19 protein-coding genes are annotated in these 15,159 nt (G+C 71.8%); 10 read left to right on the top strand and 9 right to left on the bottom strand.

What is annotated here, in order from left to right; genetic code table 11:
* Window positions 1-15: 15 nt before the first annotated feature.
* A complete protein-coding gene (locus tag ABTW95_RS03265; protein ID WP_500224104.1) occupies window positions 16-1,590 on the top strand; it encodes a protein kinase domain-containing protein in 1,575 nt (524 codons plus the stop codon).
* 140 nt (window positions 1,591-1,730) lie between these two features.
* Here the strand turns inward: ABTW95_RS03265 and ABTW95_RS03260 are convergent, their stop codons facing one another.
* Entirely contained in the window at window positions 1,731-2,126 is a 396-nt protein-coding gene (locus ABTW95_RS03260) for an ATP-binding protein (protein WP_396452005.1), read from the bottom strand.
* A 141-nt stretch (window positions 2,127-2,267) separates the two neighbouring features.
* On the opposite strand from ABTW95_RS03260, the gene ABTW95_RS03255 reads away from it, so the two are divergent.
* The 3 genes from ABTW95_RS03255 (at window position 2,268) to ABTW95_RS03245 (ending at window position 3,660) form a co-directional block, all read left to right on the top strand.
* Window positions 2,268-3,077, top strand: a complete 810-nt coding sequence (locus ABTW95_RS03255) for a helix-turn-helix domain-containing protein (protein ID WP_396452003.1) — start codon at window positions 2,268-2,270, stop codon at window positions 3,075-3,077.
* Entirely contained in the window at window positions 3,068-3,259 is a 192-nt protein-coding gene (locus ABTW95_RS03250) for a DUF397 domain-containing protein (protein WP_396454902.1), read from the top strand. The genes ABTW95_RS03255 and ABTW95_RS03250 overlap by 10 nt, the downstream gene beginning before the upstream one ends.
* A 200-nt stretch (window positions 3,260-3,459) precedes the next feature.
* Window positions 3,460-3,660 carry a DUF397 domain-containing protein gene (locus tag ABTW95_RS03245; RefSeq protein WP_396454901.1) on the top strand — a complete coding sequence of 67 codons (201 nt, stop codon included), beginning with the start codon at window positions 3,460-3,462 and terminating at the stop codon, window positions 3,658-3,660.
* A 17-nt stretch (window positions 3,661-3,677) separates the two neighbouring features.
* Here ABTW95_RS03245 and ABTW95_RS03240 read toward each other — a convergent pair whose 3' ends face one another.
* The 3 genes from ABTW95_RS03240 to ABTW95_RS03230 are packed head-to-tail and all read right to left on the bottom strand — an operon-like array spanning window position 3,678 to window position 6,156.
* Window positions 3,678-4,193: a GNAT family N-acetyltransferase gene (locus tag ABTW95_RS03240; protein WP_500224098.1), complete on the bottom strand. Its 516-nt coding sequence runs from the start codon at window positions 4,191-4,193 to the stop codon at window positions 3,678-3,680.
* Between the two features lie 25 nt (window positions 4,194-4,218).
* On the bottom strand, window positions 4,219-4,710 hold the full coding sequence (locus ABTW95_RS03235; protein ID WP_396447447.1) for a GNAT family N-acetyltransferase: 492 nt from the start codon (window positions 4,708-4,710) through the stop codon (window positions 4,219-4,221).
* Window positions 4,711-4,764: 54 nt separating this feature from the next.
* On the bottom strand, window positions 4,765-6,156 hold the full coding sequence (locus tag ABTW95_RS03230; RefSeq protein WP_396447446.1) for an MFS transporter: 1,392 nt from the start codon (window positions 6,154-6,156) through the stop codon (window positions 4,765-4,767).
* An 81-nt stretch (window positions 6,157-6,237) separates the two neighbouring features.
* Here ABTW95_RS03230 and ABTW95_RS03225 point away from each other — a divergent pair, with 81 nt between their 5' ends.
* Complete coding sequence (locus ABTW95_RS03225) at window positions 6,238-6,816, top strand: TetR/AcrR family transcriptional regulator (RefSeq protein WP_396447445.1); 579 nt, start codon at window positions 6,238-6,240, stop codon at window positions 6,814-6,816.
* Window positions 6,817-6,839: 23 nt separating this feature from the next.
* Here the strand turns inward: ABTW95_RS03225 and ABTW95_RS03220 are convergent, their stop codons facing one another.
* Window positions 6,840-7,268, bottom strand: a complete 429-nt coding sequence (locus tag ABTW95_RS03220) for a hypothetical protein (protein ID WP_396447444.1) — start codon at window positions 7,266-7,268, stop codon at window positions 6,840-6,842.
* A gap of 86 nt (window positions 7,269-7,354) precedes the next feature.
* On the opposite strand from ABTW95_RS03220, the gene ABTW95_RS03215 reads away from it, so the two are divergent.
* Window positions 7,355-8,155, top strand: coding sequence for a helix-turn-helix domain-containing protein (locus ABTW95_RS03215; protein WP_396447443.1), 801 nt, complete (start codon window positions 7,355-7,357; stop codon window positions 8,153-8,155).
* A gap of 67 nt (window positions 8,156-8,222) precedes the next feature.
* On the top strand, window positions 8,223-8,633 hold the full coding sequence (locus ABTW95_RS03210; RefSeq protein WP_396447442.1) for a phosphoribosyl-AMP cyclohydrolase: 411 nt from the start codon (window positions 8,223-8,225) through the stop codon (window positions 8,631-8,633).
* Window positions 8,634-8,759: 126 nt separating this feature from the next.
* On the opposite strand, the gene ABTW95_RS03205 is transcribed toward ABTW95_RS03210, so the two are convergent.
* The gene (locus ABTW95_RS03205) at window positions 8,760-9,434 is read right to left on the bottom strand and encodes a hypothetical protein (RefSeq protein WP_396447441.1); all 675 of its coding nucleotides are present in this window, start codon (window positions 9,432-9,434) and stop codon (window positions 8,760-8,762) included.
* Window positions 9,431-10,036, bottom strand: coding sequence for an RNA polymerase sigma factor (locus tag ABTW95_RS03200; protein ID WP_396447440.1), 606 nt, complete (start codon window positions 10,034-10,036; stop codon window positions 9,431-9,433). The genes ABTW95_RS03205 and ABTW95_RS03200 overlap by 4 nt, the downstream gene beginning before the upstream one ends.
* A 116-nt stretch (window positions 10,037-10,152) precedes the next feature.
* Here ABTW95_RS03200 and ABTW95_RS03195 point away from each other — a divergent pair, with 116 nt between their 5' ends.
* The 3 genes from ABTW95_RS03195 (at window position 10,153) to ABTW95_RS03185 (ending at window position 13,643) form a co-directional block, all read left to right on the top strand.
* On the top strand, window positions 10,153-10,683 hold the full coding sequence (locus ABTW95_RS03195) for a hypothetical protein (protein ID WP_396447439.1): 531 nt from the start codon (window positions 10,153-10,155) through the stop codon (window positions 10,681-10,683).
* 2 nt (window positions 10,684-10,685) lie between these two features.
* Window positions 10,686-12,848 carry a bifunctional polysaccharide deacetylase/glycosyltransferase family 2 protein gene (locus ABTW95_RS03190; RefSeq protein WP_500224085.1) on the top strand — a complete coding sequence of 721 codons (2,163 nt, stop codon included), beginning with the start codon at window positions 10,686-10,688 and terminating at the stop codon, window positions 12,846-12,848.
* A 186-nt stretch (window positions 12,849-13,034) separates the two neighbouring features.
* On the top strand, window positions 13,035-13,643 hold the full coding sequence (locus ABTW95_RS03185; protein WP_500224082.1) for a TenA family protein: 609 nt from the start codon (window positions 13,035-13,037) through the stop codon (window positions 13,641-13,643).
* Window positions 13,644-13,672: 29 nt separating this feature from the next.
* Here the strand turns inward: ABTW95_RS03185 and ABTW95_RS03180 are convergent, their stop codons facing one another.
* Both ABTW95_RS03180 and ABTW95_RS03175 read right to left on the bottom strand, forming a co-directional pair.
* Complete coding sequence (locus ABTW95_RS03180; protein ID WP_500224079.1) at window positions 13,673-14,761, bottom strand: alkene reductase; 1,089 nt, start codon at window positions 14,759-14,761, stop codon at window positions 13,673-13,675.
* Window positions 14,758-15,150 (bottom strand): RidA family protein, encoded by a 393-nt coding sequence (locus tag ABTW95_RS03175; protein WP_500224078.1) that lies wholly within the window; start codon window positions 15,148-15,150, stop codon window positions 14,758-14,760. The genes ABTW95_RS03180 and ABTW95_RS03175 overlap by 4 nt, the downstream gene beginning before the upstream one ends.
* Window positions 15,151-15,159: the final 9 nt, after the last annotated feature.

Genomic DNA, 15,159 nt, shown 5'->3' with positions numbered 1-15,159 from the left:
GCACGCGGAGTAGGAATGCCGGTCAGGACCATTGCCGACCGCTATGAACTGATCGAGGAGATCGGGTCCGGCGGCATGGGCACGATCTGGCGCGGCTACGACTCCGTCCTGGACCGCGAGATCGCCGTCAAGGCCATCCGCCCCGAGATGCTGCTCGCACCCGAGCACATCGCCGACCTGGCCGAACGGTTCCGCCGCGAGGCGCGCGTCACCGCCCGCATCCAGCACCACGGCGTGCCCCAGGTGTACGACGCCGTCCTGGACGCAGACTCCGCGGATCGCCTCTACCTGGTGATGCAGTACATCCCGGGCAGGAACCTGCGCTCCTACATCGACCCGGCCGACCCGCTGCCGGTCGCCTGGGCCGCCGCGATCGGCGCGCAGATCGCCACCGTGCTCTCCCACGCGCATGCGATCCCGGTCGTGCACCGCGACCTGAAACCCGACAACGTCCTGGTGACCGATGACGGGACGGTCAAGGTCCTCGACTTCGGCATCGCCGCGATCCTCCGCCGCGACGTCACCAGGATCACCGTCACGGGCAGCCCGATGGGCACCAGCCGCTATATGTCGCCCGAGCAGGTCAACGCCGCGCAGGTGACCCCGCAGAGCGACCTCTACGCCCTGGGCTGCGTCCTGCACGAACTGCTGTCGGGGACGCCCGTCTTCAACGGCAAGAGCCAGTACGAACTCTGGAAACAGCACATCACCGCCGAGCCCAAGCGGCTGCGCAGCCTGCGCCCGGACGTGCCGCCGGAGCTGCAAGAACTCGTCCTGGACCTGCTCGCCAAGAAGCCCGAACAGCGACCGGCCGACGCCTACGCCGTCTACGAGCGCCTGCTCCCGTTCCTGCCGTCCCCCGGCTCGCCGGCGCTCCCCACGAGCCCGCGGCTCGGCGAGATGCCCGACCCGACGCTCCTGTACCGGCAGCCGAACGCCCCTCGCCGCCGCCCGCGCCGTCCTGCTCCGGTTCCGGCAGCGCCGCCGACCGTGCCGCACGCACCGACCACACCGCCCACCCAGCTCCAGAACGCCATCGAAGACGCGCTAAAGCGCTCCACGCAGCTCCTCGAATCCGAGCGGTTCGCGCAGGCCGCCGACGCCGTTGAGGCCGTCATCGGCCCGGCCGCCAAGGTGCTGGGTTCCGAAAGCCCGGACCTGCTCAAGCTCCGCTTCCACCGCGCGCTGATCCTCTTCCTCGGCGGGGACTCGCGCACTGCCCTCCCGGAGTTCGACTCCCTGGCCGACGCCTACGCCCGCACCGCCGGGCCGTCCAGCGATCGCGCCCTGGAGTCCCGCCGCTATGCGGCCCACTGCCGCGCCAACCTCGGCCAGAACACCGTGGCGCTCGACCAGTTCCGGCGCCTCCTGGACGACGTAGCCGCCGCCGACAGCCACGCCAGCGAACTCGCCCTCGACATCCGGTACAGCATCGGCATGCTCCTGCTGTCCGCCGACGACCGAGCCGCCGCGGAGAACGTGTTCGAGTCCCTCTACCAGGACCACCTCGTCATCAGCGGCCCCGACGACGAACGCACCCGCGAAATCGCCGACATCCTCACCCGCATCCGCCTCCCCACGTCTCCATAGCGGCACCGGAGCACAGAAAGTGCCCCAATGCGGTCGCGGGCAGCTTTTCGCGCGGCAGCCGATGGTTGAGCGGGCTCGTGAGCACGCATTCCGATGGGTAGCGGAGGGGCGGACGGGAGGGAACGCCCCTCCGCTGGTCTTCAAGTGCGGTCGATGACCGCGAAGACGACCTTGCCGGCCTTGCCCGCGAGCGGGCGGACGCCCCAGCGGCGGGAGAACTGGTCGACGATGAACAGGCCCCGGCCCACCTCGCTGACCATGTCGGCTTCCCGCACGTGCGGCAGGACGCACGTCGCGTCCTGGACCTCCATCCACAGGGCGTCGTCCTCGGTGCGGTCCAGCCGCAGAATCACATCGCCGTCCTTTTCGGACGCGTAGAACAGCGCGTTGGTGACCAGCTCACTCGCCACCAGGCACGGTACGAAGTCGTCCATGCCCCACTGGCCGACGACCAGCCGCACGAACTGCCGGACCTCCGCGACGACCTTGAGGTCCTGCTTCACCACCATCTCGTTCCGCGTCGCCGCCTGGCCCATGACCTCTCCTCACTGTGTGTGGCGAACACCACACATTTAGCAAGGTTCCCAGCTACGATGCTGTTACCGAGCTGGCTTGGTAACGACTGGTGACACACGCACCCTCTCGGCGAGGTACCAAGAAGGGGAAACTTTGCGATCATGCCCCCAAGACGCCAACGCCCCAAGGAGTCCCCCGCCCTGATCGCGTTCGGTGGACAGATGCGCCGAATGCGCGAGGCAAAAGGCATCACCCAACAGTCCATCGCCGACCGCACGAACATCAGCAAGGCTCAGGTGAGCCGTATCGAAAACGGCACCAGGCGGGCTACACGGTCATTCGTGGAGCAGGTCGACCGCATCCTCGGCTCCGACGGAGCCCTGAACAAGCTCTGGGAAGACCTGAACAGGGACGGCCACCCGGTCCCGATCTGGTTCGACTGGCCCAAGATCGAGATGGATGCGGCGATGCTTGTCTCGTGGGAGCCCATGCTGATCGCGGGCCTCGCCCAGACTCCGGCCTACGCGTCCGCCCTCCTGCAAGGCAACGAAGAGGCCGTGGCAGCGCGGCTCGCTCGCCAAGAGATCCTTAAGGGGCGCGACAGACGCACGCCTCCGGAGCTTGTGCTGCTGGTCGACGAGCAGGCGCTTCGTCGTCCGGTCGGCACAGCCGAGACGATGAAGGAGCAGTTGGAACACCTATTGGACCTGAGCATGTTGCCCAACGTCACGGTTCAAGTAGTGTTAGAAAGTGGCGAGCACGATGGCAACATGGGCGCGTTCACCATCGCCACGATGGACGATCGAAGTGAGGTTGCATACGTCGAGACGGCGATTCGCGCCATCACGACGGATGATCCGACGGACTTGTCCGTGCTGGCGCGTACTCTAAACGCTCTTCGTTCACGGGCACTCACCGAAGAGATGTCGCGCGAGTTGATTAGAAAGGTGGTCCGGGAGAGATGGACCTGAGAAACGTCAAGTGGCGCAAGAGCAGCTACACCGGCTCCAACGGCGGCAACTGCGTCGAGTTGGCTGAAGTGGCCGGCTCGGTGGTCGCGGTGCGGGACAGCAAGGACCCGGACGGCCCCGTCCTCCTGCTCACCCGCACCGCCCTGCGAACCGCCGTCCAAACTGTGAGAGACGCCCACTGATCATCCGACGTCACCACCCGGCTCCCGACCTACCGAGCAGCAGCCATAGAGGGCAGAGCGATCACAAACAAGCCAGCCGTCCGGCATCACCACTAACAATCCGGCGGGATCTGTCCAACCTCACGAACCCCTAGTCGTGCACCTCATCAGGTGCTCACGCAGGCAACATCACGTGAACTGATCCGAAAGGTCGAGGAGAGATGGACCCGACGAACACCACGTGGCGCAAGAGCAGCTACAGCGGCTCTAACGCCGCCGAGTGCGTCGAGCTGGCGAACGTGGCTGGGGCGGCCGGTTCGGTGGTGGCGGTGCGGGACAGCAAGGACCCGGACGGTCCCGTCCTCCTGCTGACCCGCACCGCCCTGCGTGCCGCCGTCCGAGCCGCCACCGACACCCACTGACCAGCCCACCGCCCGGCTCACCGAGCAGCGGCCGGCCGTTGCTGGGCGTAGATGAGGGCCGGGGCGTTCTTGTAGTCGGTTTCGCGTAGGAAGCGGTGGCCTATCCGTCGCGCCACTGCGATGGAGCACGTGTTCCCCGGGCGGATGACTGAGATGACCTCGTCGGCGCCCAAGGTGGTGAAGCAGTAGGCGACGGCGGCGCGGGCGGCTTCGGTGGCGTAGCCCTTGCCCCGGTGCTCGCGGGCCAGGCACCAGCCGACGCCGAGGCCCGGGAAGTCGTGCGGTTTCCAGGGGCCCGCGCGTCCGACGAAACGGCCCGTCGCCCGCTCGACCACCGCCCAGTGGGAGTAGCCGCGGATTTCGCGGTGCCCGATGAAAAGGGCCAGGCTGCGCCAGGCGTCGGCCGGGGAAGGGCCGACCGGGTCGGCCAGGCCCTCCGCCACCTGGGGGTCGGCCATCATCGCGGCGTAGTCGTCGAAATCGTCGCCGGTGAGGGGGCGGAGGGTCAGGCGTTCCGTTTCCAGGACGGTCATGGTCACAGTGTCCGATCGCGGCGTCTCAGTCCGGCTTGGCCTCCAGGTCTTTGACGTAGCGGTGGACGGGGACGTCCACCGTGCCGGTCGCGGTCGGGGCCTGGTAGGTCATGAGGCCCGTGTCGCGCCAGCCGTGGAATTCGTAGAAGCGGCGGGCGCGCGTGTTCCCGGGGACCACCGCCAGCCACGTCTGGGCGTGCCGGCCCCGGAACCGGTCTTCGGCCGCTTGCAGGAGAGCGCCGCCCGCGCCTTGGCCTCGGGCCGCCCTGTCTACGGCGAGCTGGATCACCTCGCCGTCGTCGTCACCGAGGATGATCAGGCCGAGGATCCGGCCGCCGGCGTCCGCGGCGACGAGGGTGGAGCCGGCGTACCTCTCGATGTGGGCGGCGAAGTGGTCGGGGCCGCGCGCGTCCATCAGCGCGGCGGGGACGTGGCCGGTGTGCCCGTCGAGCCACGCCGCCCGCCACAGCGGCGCGAGCGTCGGCAGGTCGGCGGGCTCGGCCGGTCTGACGATCATCGGGGCACCTTCCTCGGACGGCGTGACTCGGACGATATCGGCGTGCGACATGGGTCAGGTGCCGGGACTTGCGGCGCGTGCCGGGCGGTCGCGCGGCGGGGTGAGGGCGGCGGCCGCGAGGGCGCCGACGGCGGCGGCGACCGCGGCCAGCACGAAACCGTCGGTGAACCCGTCGAAGGTGTCGCCCGTCAGGCTCGCCGCGGCGACGCTGGAGATCACCGCGGCGCCGAGGGACGCGCCGAACTCGTGGAACGTGCTGACGATCCCGGACGCGATGCCGGATTCGTGCGGCGCCACCTGCCCGAGCGCCGTGGCGGAGGCGACGACGAACATCGCGCCGGTCCCGGCGCCCGCGACCGCCGTGCCGATCACGACGTTCAGCGGGTGCAGCGAGAGCGCGGGCAGGGCCATGCCGGCGGCGGCCGCCAGGAGGCCCGCCACGGCCGGGGGGCGCGGGCCCGACCTGGCGATCATCCGGCCGGTGAGGTTCGCGCCGAACATCGTCGCGACCGCGACGGGCAGGAACAGCAGGCCGGTGCGCAGGGCGCCGTAGTCCTTCCCGTGCTGGAAGTAGAACGTGCCCAGGAAGAACACCGCGATCATCAGGGCGGTCGCCATCAGGATCAGGAAGGTGCCAGTCGCCACCGGGCGCCGCACCAGCAGCGAGACGTCCATCATGGGGGACACGGCGGTCTTCTGCCTGACCGTGAACGCCAGGTAGCCGGTCGCGGCGAGCAGGACCAGCCAGCCGGTCGCGGCAGTCAGCCAGCCGTCGTCGCCGGCGCGGATCAGCGCGTAGATCAGGGCGCCGGACGAGGCGGTGACCAGGAGCGCCCCGAGGACGTCCAGCCGCGGCCGGGGCTTGGCCGCCTGCTGGCGCGGCAGCATCCGGGCGAGCGCCAAGATGATCACGAGCCCGATGGGGACGTTGACGTAGAACACCCAGGGCCAGCCGGGGCCCGCGGTCAGCGCGCCGCCGAGCAGGACGCCGAGGGCGGCGCCGCCGCCGCCGAGCGCCGACCACACGCCGAGCGCCCTGTTCCGCTCGTCGCCGTCGAACAGGCTCACGACCAGGGACAGCGCAGCGGGTGACAGCATCGCCGCGCCCACTCCCTGGGCGACGCGGCCGCCCAGCAGCATGCCGGCCGATCCGGCCAGCCCGGTGACCAGGGACGCCGCCGTGAAGATCAGCAGGCCGGCGAGGACGACGCGTTTGGCTCCGATCAGGTCGGCGGTGCGCCCGCCCAGCAGCATGAGGCCGCCGAACGCCAGGGTGTAGGCGCTGACGGTCCAGGTCACCGCCTGGCGGCTCAGGCCCAGATCGGTCTCGATGTGCGGCAGCGCGATGGCGACCACGGTGACGTCGAGGATCAGCATGAGCTGGGCCACCCCGAGGAGGCCCAGGATGCGCCAGCGCAGCGGGTGCGCGGGTGCCGGTGATGTCATTGCACTCTCCTTAACTCGTACAGGTGCATACGACTTATTGGAGAGTAACACGTATGAGGGTGTACGAGTTAGGATGCCTGCATGACGACCGCCTCAACCGGCCGGCGCCGGCGCGCGGACGCGGAGCGCAGCATCGCCCGCATCGTGTCCGCGGCCCGCGAATGCCTCAGCCGCGATCCGAACGCGAGCATCGACGACATCGCCAAGGCGGCCGGCGTCGGGCGCATGACCCTCTACGGCCACTTCCGCAACCGGAAGGAGCTGATCGAGGCGGCCATGGCCGACGCGCTCCGCGCCGGCGAGGAGGTGCTGTCGGAGGTCGACCTCACCGGGCCCGCGCAGGAGGTGCTGACCCGGTTGCTCGAATCGAGCTGGTCGCTGGTGGCGGAGTCGACCGCGCTCCTGGCGGCGGCCCAGGGCGTCCTTCCCGCCGGACGCATCCGGGAGATGCACGCCGGGCCGGCGCAGCGCGTCGAGGACCTCGTCCGGCGGGGCCAGGAAGAGGGCGCCTTCCGCACCGACATGCCGATCGCGTGGCTGGTCAGCGTCGTGCAGTACGTCCTGCACGGCGCCGCGGAGGAGACCCGCGCCGGCCGCCTCAAGCCCGAGGAGACCGGCCGGGTCGTGATCGCCACCGTCCAGTCCATCCTGGCCGCGTAGCCGCGCCCCACGGCCCCCGCGGATCAGCCGACGAACTGGTGGTCTGTCCGGATGCGGCCCTCGGCGTCCAGGTAGAGGACGTCGACACCGCCCCCGACGGGCTCGCGTGCGCCGGCCGTCACCATCGACCAGGGGACGGCGACCACGTTCGCCGCCAGGACGGCCGGGTCGGCGGCGGCCGTGAAGACGTGCTCGCCCGGCGCGACGAACATCTCGTAGGCCCTGGTGATCCGCGCCTCAAGGGCGTCGTACCCGCGGACCTCCAGCGGCGGCGCCGGGACGGCGAGCGCCGCGGCGGCGTCCCGGATCGCCTCCGGCGGGTTGACGAGCACGTGCAGCGCGCCGGGTGCCCACAGCTCCCGGATCAGCGCGCTCCGCGCCGCCGGGTCGGGCTCGTTCCACTGGGCGACGTATCGGTCGGTCAGTCGTTTCGCATCGGATTCGTGGCTCATGCCGGGCAGTGTGCGCGCCCGGTGCGCGGCTCCGCGATTCCCCGCAGGGAATCGCGGCGCGGTGCGCGACCCGTTTGAATGGCGGTATGACGGTGCAGGCGGAGCCCGGACAGTTCGCCCGCGAGCTGCGACGCTGGCGGACGCGGCGGCGCGTCAGCCAGCTCGATCTCGCCATCAGGGCGGACACGACCCAGCGGCACCTGAGCTTCCTCGAACGGGGGCGGTCGCGGCCGGGGCGCGCCATGGTCGTGCGGCTCGCGGAATCGCTCGGCCTTTCGCTGCGGGAGCGGAACGAGCTGCTGCTCTCCGCCGGGTACGCGCCCGTCTATGCCGAGTCGAGGTTGGACGGCCCCGAACTCGGCCCGGTGCGCGAAGCGCTGGAGCGCATCCTCGACGGGCATCTGCCGTACCCGGCCGTCATCGTCCGGCCCTACGGGGAACTGGTCGCCGCCAACCCGGCTTTCGACGTCATCGCCGAAGGGGCCGCACCCGAACTGCTGAAGCCGCCGGTCAACGTGCTGCGCCTCGCGCTGCACCCCGATGGAATGGGGCGCCGGATCGGCAATCTTGCTGAGTGGGGACGCCACGTCACCGGCAGCCTGCGCGACCGGCTTGCCCGGAGCCCCGATCCGCGGCTGGAGGAGTTCATCGCCGAACTGGACGGCTATCTGCCCGATGTGGGCTCACCGGACGGCCATCTCGGTTTCTCCGTGCCTCTGCGCCTGCGCGTGAAGGAAGGTGAGCTGCGCCTCATCAGCATGCTCACATCCTTCGCGACCGCCGTCGATGTCACGCTCGCCGAATTGCGCCTCGAAGCCTTCCTCCCCGCAGATGAGGCCACGGGCGCGATCCTCCGGGAGCGGGACGAGCGGCGGGGGGCCGGGTAGTGGCCCGGCCCGCGTCGTCCGGGTGTCACGTGGTCGAGCCGCCTGCCCGACCGGGCAGGATGGCGGGGTGAACGAACTCGAAGAAGGCACCCGGCTCACTCTGGACTTCGACAAGCTCGCCGGCGTCGCGGCGACCGGCGCGCGGGTCGTCCCCGTCGTCCTGCAGGACGCGGCCAGCGGCGACGTCCTGTTCATCGGCTACGCGAACGACCAGGCACTCAAGGCCACGCTGGACGAGCGGATCGCCGTGCTGTGGTCGACGTCCCGCAACGAGCTGTGGCGCAAGGGCGCGACCTCCGGGGACGTCCTCGAACTGGTCGACGTCCGCGTCAACTGCGAGCAGAACTCCCTCCTCTACCTGGTCAACCGCACCACCGGCGGCGCCTGCCACACCGAACTCCCGTCCGGTGAGGCCCGCCCGACCTGCTACTACCGCTCGCTGACCGACACCGAGGCCCTCCGCCACATCACCCCGTAGCGGCCTTGCCAGCCCGCCGGGAACTCCTGCGGGAGCCAGGCCGCGAGTTCTGCGCGGGCGGCGGTCAGCTGGGCCGCGGTGGGCGGGGCGCCGGTCGCGGTGTGCGGCGAGCCCGGCCGCGACCTGCTATCCGGGCTTGACGTTTCCGTTTCCGGCGCCTCGGCCCGAGTTCTGGCCGGGCGGTGAGCCGTTGTCGATGCCGCTGCCGGTCCCCTGGCCGCTACCGCCGCCGATGCCGTTGTTGCCGGCCCGGCCGCCGCCGTTGTTGTTACCGGGGCCCCGGGGCGGCGCGCTGGTGCTGTGCGGGTTCGGGCTCTTCGCCTTCTGCTGGCCCGGCGCGCTCGACTTGCCATGCTGGTTCTTCTCCGCCGACGCGGACGAGGAGGGCGACGGCGCGGAGGGCAGCGGCGACGGCGTGTACTGCGTCGCCGGCGCGCTGTCGCGGCCGTCTCCGCCGTGCTCGGAATGCGACGGGGACGGCGCGGGCGCCGGGCTCTGGCCGGGGAAGTGCCCGGTCGCGTAGGCGACGCCGCCGCTCAGCAGCAGGATCGAGCCGCCGATCACCGCGATGGCCTTGGCGGTCAGGAACCGGCGCACGACGGCCGGCCGGGACGTGCGGGCCGCGGCGGGGGCGGCGCGGAACGCGGCCGCGGCGGCGTCCTCGCCCGCAAGTTCCGCCGGGCGGCCGGGCGCTGCGGCGGCGCCGAGCAGTGCGTGCAGGTCGTCGTGCCCGCCCGCACCGGCGAGCAGCCGCTCGGCGGTGCGCCGGTCGAGCCCTCCGGCCTCGGTGTTGTCGCTCATGACACCCCCTCAGCGCCGCTACCGCCGCTTTTGTCACCCTGGACGAGCGGCCGGGCGGCCCCGGCGTCCGACAGCCGGTCGGCGAGGCGGCGCAGGCCGCGGTAGGCGGCGGTGCGGACGGCGCCCGAGCGCTTGCCGAGGACCCGGCCCGCCGACTTGGCGTCCAGCCCGACGACGACGCGCAGCAGCACCGCCTCGGCCTGGTCGCGGGGAAGTTCGGAGATCAGCCGCAGGGCCTTCTCGGTGGCGATGCCGTCGAGGGCGTCCAGCTCGGTGTCGCCGTCGGCGGCCATCGTCACCAGTTCCTCGGCGGGCAGGTCGGCGCCGGGGCGGCGGGACTTGCGGCGCAGGTGGTCCAGGGCGCGGTGCCGGGTGATCGTCGCGGTCCAGCCGCGGAACCCGTCGAGGTCGCCGCGGAACGAGCGCAGGTCGCGGGCGATCTGCAGCCACGCCTCCGAGGTGACGTCCTCGGCGTCCGCGCCGACGAGCGCGCCCGCGAACCTGATCAGCCGGGGCTGGACGTCGCGGTACAGCATGCGGAAGGACTCCTCGTCGCCGTCCTGCGCCGCACGCAGCGCACGATCGAGTTCGCCCTCGTCCACCGCGCCATTGTGCAGAACTTCTCCCCCCGGTGTGACATGTACCGGCGGGTTCGCGCTGAACGATTGACACCCGCGTCGCCGGGACGTCCACTCCCCGCCTCGAATACTGGACGATCATGATCGGCAATTCCCCGCACGACCGGGACGAACTCCTCGTCACCGGCATTCAGCCGGTCGCGGAGCCGCTGATGGATCCGCTGCCGGACACCTCGACGGAGCCGGCCCCCGACACGAGCCCGACGAAAGCGGCGGCGCCCGTGTTCGTCGACGCGTCCGGCTGGCGGGCGCGGCTCGGGCGCCGCCTGGGCCTGCTCGCCGGCTCGCTCCTCCTCGTGTTCCTCGCCGCGCTCGGCCTCGGCATGACGACGGGCACCGATGTTCCGCTGACCCCGTGGAGCGAACCGTCCGCCCATCCGCGCGTGAAAGTGAGCCACCCCCAGGTCAAGCCGACGAAGGCGACCGAGCCGCCCGCCGCCGGGCCGCGGCCCACCGAGGGGGCCGGGAACCCGGCCCCGTCCAGAGCGCCCGTGACGGCCTCCTCCGCGCCGCATCCCGCGCCGACGGCCGTCGCCACCCCGAGCCATCCGGGCAAGTCCCAGGCGAGCCCGCCCGCCTGGGGGCGCAACAACAACAAGAAGAACCACTGACCGTGCGGCGGAGTGAGCCGCAGGGCCACTGGGTTCTGCTCATGCTCGGCGGGCTGGCGCTGACCGTCCTCCTGCTGCTGGACGGCTTCGCGCACGGCGCCGTCGGCGAGGCCCGCAGGGACGTGCCGGAGCGTCCCGTGCCGGCTCCGGCGCAGGTCCTCTCCGGCGGGCCCGTGCTCAACCTCGCGGGCGGCACGCCGCGCAGCCGCCGCATGCCGCCCAAGACGATCGCGCTCACGTTCGACGACGGACCCGACCCCGAATGGACGCCGCGGATCCTGGACGTCCTGCGCCGCCACAACGCCCATGCCACATTCTTCGCCGTCGGCGCGCACGTGGCGCAGAACCCGGCGCTGACCCGGCGCATCCTCCGCGAGGGCCACGAGATCGGCTCGCACACCTACACGCACGTCGACCTCGCCGCCGCGCCCGCGTGGCGGGGACGGCTGGAGACGGACCTCACGCAGCGGGCGCTCGCCGGCGCGGCCGGCGTCCACACCCGGCTGATGCGGATGCCGTACTCGTCCCGCCCCGACGGCCTGACCGCGCCGGAGTGGCGGGCGGCCGAGCGGGTCGGCCGGGACGGGTACCTGATCGTCCTCACCGACCGGGACACCGAGGACTGGGCGCGGCCCGGCACCGCGAAGATCGTCCGGACGGCGCTGGCCGCGGAGCGGCGCGGCGAGGGCGCGGTCGTGATGCTGCACGACTCGGGCGGCGACCGGGCGCAGACCGTCGCCGCCGTCGAGCAGATCATCGACCGGCTCCAGCCGCGCGGGTACCGGTTCACCACGCTGACGCGGGCGCTCGGCCTGCCGCCGGCCGAGGTGCCGGTGCCCCTGCACGAGAAGGCCGTCGGCTGGACGCTGGTCGCCGCGCAGCGCGCCGCGTCCGCGCTCACCGGGACGATGGGCGCCGCGTTCGCGGTCGCCGGGATCCTGTACGTGCTGCGGCTGATGCTGCTGCTGGTGTTCGCGCACGTGCACATGCGCCGGGTCCGCCGCCCGGGTCCGCCGGTGATGCCGGAGATGACGCGGTTCGGGGAGCTGCCGCCCGACCCGTTCCCGCCCGTGTCGGTGATCGTCCCCGCGTACAACGAGGAGGCGGGCATCGCCGCGACGATCGCGTCGCTGCTCGACACCGACTACCCGGGCGCCGTCGAGGTGATCGTGGTGGACGACGGCTCCACCGACAGCACCGCCGCGATCGTCGAGACCATCGGCCTGCCGGGCGTCCACCTGATCCGCAAGGCGAACGGCGGCAAGCCGAGCGCGCTCAACGCCGGCCTGTTCGTGGCCAGGTCCGAGATCGTCGTGCTGGTGGACGGCGACACCGTCTTCCAGCGCGACACCATCCGGCACCTCGTCGCGCCGTTCATGGACCCGTCAGTCGGTGCGGTCAGCGGCAACACCAAGGTCGCGAACCGGGGCGGCATCCTCGGACGCTGGCAGCACATCGAGTACGTCATCGGGTTCAACCTCGACCGGCGGATGTTCGACATCCTGCAATGCATGCCGACCGTGCCCGGCGCGATCGGTGCGTTCCGGAAGTCCGTCCTGGCCGAGGTGGGGTTCGTGCCAGGCGACACCCTGGCCGAGGACACCGACCTCACCATGGCCATCTGCCGCACCGGCGCGCGGGTGGTCTACGAGGAGAAGGCCATCGCCTGGACGGAGACGCCGTCGTCCCTGCGCCAGCTCTGGAGGCAGCGGTACCGCTGGTGCTACGGGACGATGCAGGCGATGTGGAAGCACCGCCGTTCCGTCATCGAGACCGGCGGCTCGGGCCGCTTCGGGCGCCGCTGCCTGCCCTACCTGGCGGTCTTCCAGGTGCTCCTTCCCCTGTTCGCCCCCGCGGTCGACCTGTTCGCCCTCTTCGGGCTGGTCTTCCTGGACCCCGCCGTGCCCGTCCTCACCTGGACGGCGTTCGTCGCCGCGCAGGCCGCCGCCGGCGCCTACGCCCTGTGGCTGGACGGCGAGCGCCTCCGCCCCCTGTGGGTGCTGCCGCTCCAGCAGTTCGTCTACCGGCAGCTCATGTACCTGGTGGTCGTCCAGTCGGTGGTCACGGCGCTGCTGGGGTCGCGCCTGGGATGGCACACGATCCGGCGCACCGGAACCTTCGCGGAGCCGCGGGAACAATACCGGGGACCCGTCGGTTACACGTGACGGCCGGTGTGCCTGGTGTCCCCGGGCCTCACCTTTTGCCTTCACGGAATACCGTCCGGCTGGAGCCGTGTTGTGCCTTTCGCCGAGAGGCGACCCGCACATCGGCCGCAAGACTCGACCCCGCCGGGCGACCGGCGGGGTCTGGTCGTTTCTGGGGCGGACGGGCTCTGCGGCACACTGGCGGGCATGAGCCTTGCCGCGCACCTGGAAGACCTCGGCCGACCGCTGATCGACGAGCAGCTCGCCCACCCCACGGTGGCGGGCATCGCCCAAGGGACCCTCGACGAGGCCGTGTTCCGCTCCTGGCTCGAACAGGACTACCTCTACCTGCACGACTACGTGCGCGTGTTCTCCCGCCTCGCCTGGCAGGCCCCCGAGGCCCACCTGGGCGACCTCGTCGACCTCGCCCACTCGACCTTCCACGACGAGATGGAGCTGCACCGCTCCCTGTCCGCCGAGTTCGACGCCGACCTGGAGGGCGCCAAGAAGGGCCCCGCCTGCGTCGCCTACACGTCCTTCCTCCTGGACGCCGCCGCCGTCTACTCCGAGGGGCTCGCGGCCCTCTACCCCTGCATGTGGGGCTACTCCACGCTCGGGCAGCGCCTCGCCGAGAACCCGCCGTCCGACCCGCGCTACCGCCGCTGGGTCGACACCTACGCCGACCCGGCCTTCGCCGCGCTGACCCGCCGCATCGCCCAGATGATCGACGAGTGCGGCGCCGACGAGAAGACCGCCGAACGCCTCTTTCTGGAAGGCATGCGCCACGAGCTGGCCTTCTGGGACGTCCCCCTGTAGCAGGGTGCCCTGTAGCAGGGTGCCGGGGGCTACGCCGTGGGGACGGGAGCCGCCGGGTAGTCGGTGTAGCCTTCGGCGCCGCCGCCGTAGATGAGGCTCTCGATCGGCCTGGCCAGGGGGGCGCCGGTGGCGAAGCGGTGCGGCAGGTCGGGGTTGGCGATGAAGTAGCGGCCGAACGAGAAGGCGTCGGCCAGGCCGGCGGCGACCACCACCTCGCCGGACTTCTGAGTCGTGGGGTCGGGGCCGTTGAAGTTGCCGATCAGGGTGCCCGACCAGCGCGGGCGCAGGTCGGCCAGCGCCCCGTAGGCGCCCCGCTCGATGACGTGGAGGTAGGCGAGGCCGAGCGGGTCCAGGGTGTCGACGAGCGTCCGGTAGGTGCCCTGCGGGTCCTCTTCGGCGATCTCGTTCTCCGGGTTGTGCGGGGAGATGCGCAGCCCGACGCGTCCGGCGCCCACCTCGGCCGCCACGGCCTCCACCGCGTCCAGCGCGAACCGCAGCCGCCCGTTGCGGGAGCCGCCGTACCGGTCGGTGCGCCGGTTGGTGTTCTCCGCGAGGAACTGCTGGATGAGGTAGCCGTTCGCGCCGTGCACCTCCACGCCGTCGAACCCGGCGCGGATCGCGTTGCGGGCCGCGGCGGCGAAGTCGGCGACGGCCGCCTCCGCCTCGGCGGTCGTCATGGCGCGCGGCGCGACGTGCTCGACGTAGCCCCGGCTCGTGTAGATCGGCTCGCCTTCGATGCGGACGGCGGACGGCGCGAGGGGCGTCGCCCGGCCGGGCAGGTTGAGCGGGTGCGTCATCCGTCCCACGTGCCAGAGCTGCGCGAAGATCCGCCCGCCGGCCGCGTGCACGGCCTCGGTGACCTCGCGCCACCCGGCGACCTGCGCGTCGGTGACCAGGCCGGGGATGCCGGGGCCGCCCTTGCCGAGGACGTGCGGCCACAGCCCCTCGGTGACGATCAGCCCGGCCGCCGCGCGCTGCGCGTAGTAGACGGCGGTCAGCGGGTGCGGGACGCCGGTCGCGTCGTCGGCGCGCCCGCGGGTCATCGGCGCCATCACGACCCGGTTGGGCAGCGCGAGGTGCGGGCCCTCATAGGGCGTCAGCAGCGTCGGGCGGGTCATCGCGCACCCCTGTCGATCGCGACGGCCTCGACCTCGATCCGCCAGTCGGACCGGGCCAGGGAGCTCACTTCGAGCAGCGTGTCGGCGGGGTAGGGCTCGCTGAGGAACTCCTCGCGGAGCCGGATGACGTCGTCGAGGTCGGCGGCCATGTCCCGGACGAAGATGCCGATCTTCACGATGTCGGACAGGCCGGCGCCCGCCGCGGCCAGCACCCGCTCGACGTTCTGGAACGCCCGGCGCCCCTGGTCGAGGAAGCCGCCGGGCACCGTCCGCCCGTGCTCGTCGATGCCGGCCTGGCCGGACACGTGGATGAACCCGCCGGCCCGGATCGCCTGCGAGATCCGGTACGGCTCGTACCAGTCGGGGGCGGTGGCGATGCGTTCGATCATGGCGACTCC

Origin of the sequence: Spirillospora sp. NPDC127506, from assembly GCF_040302145.1 — a bacterium.
Taxonomy (GTDB): Bacteria; Actinomycetota; Actinomycetes; order Streptosporangiales; family Streptosporangiaceae; genus Spirillospora.
This window is presented reverse-complemented; position numbering and strand designations above follow the sequence as displayed.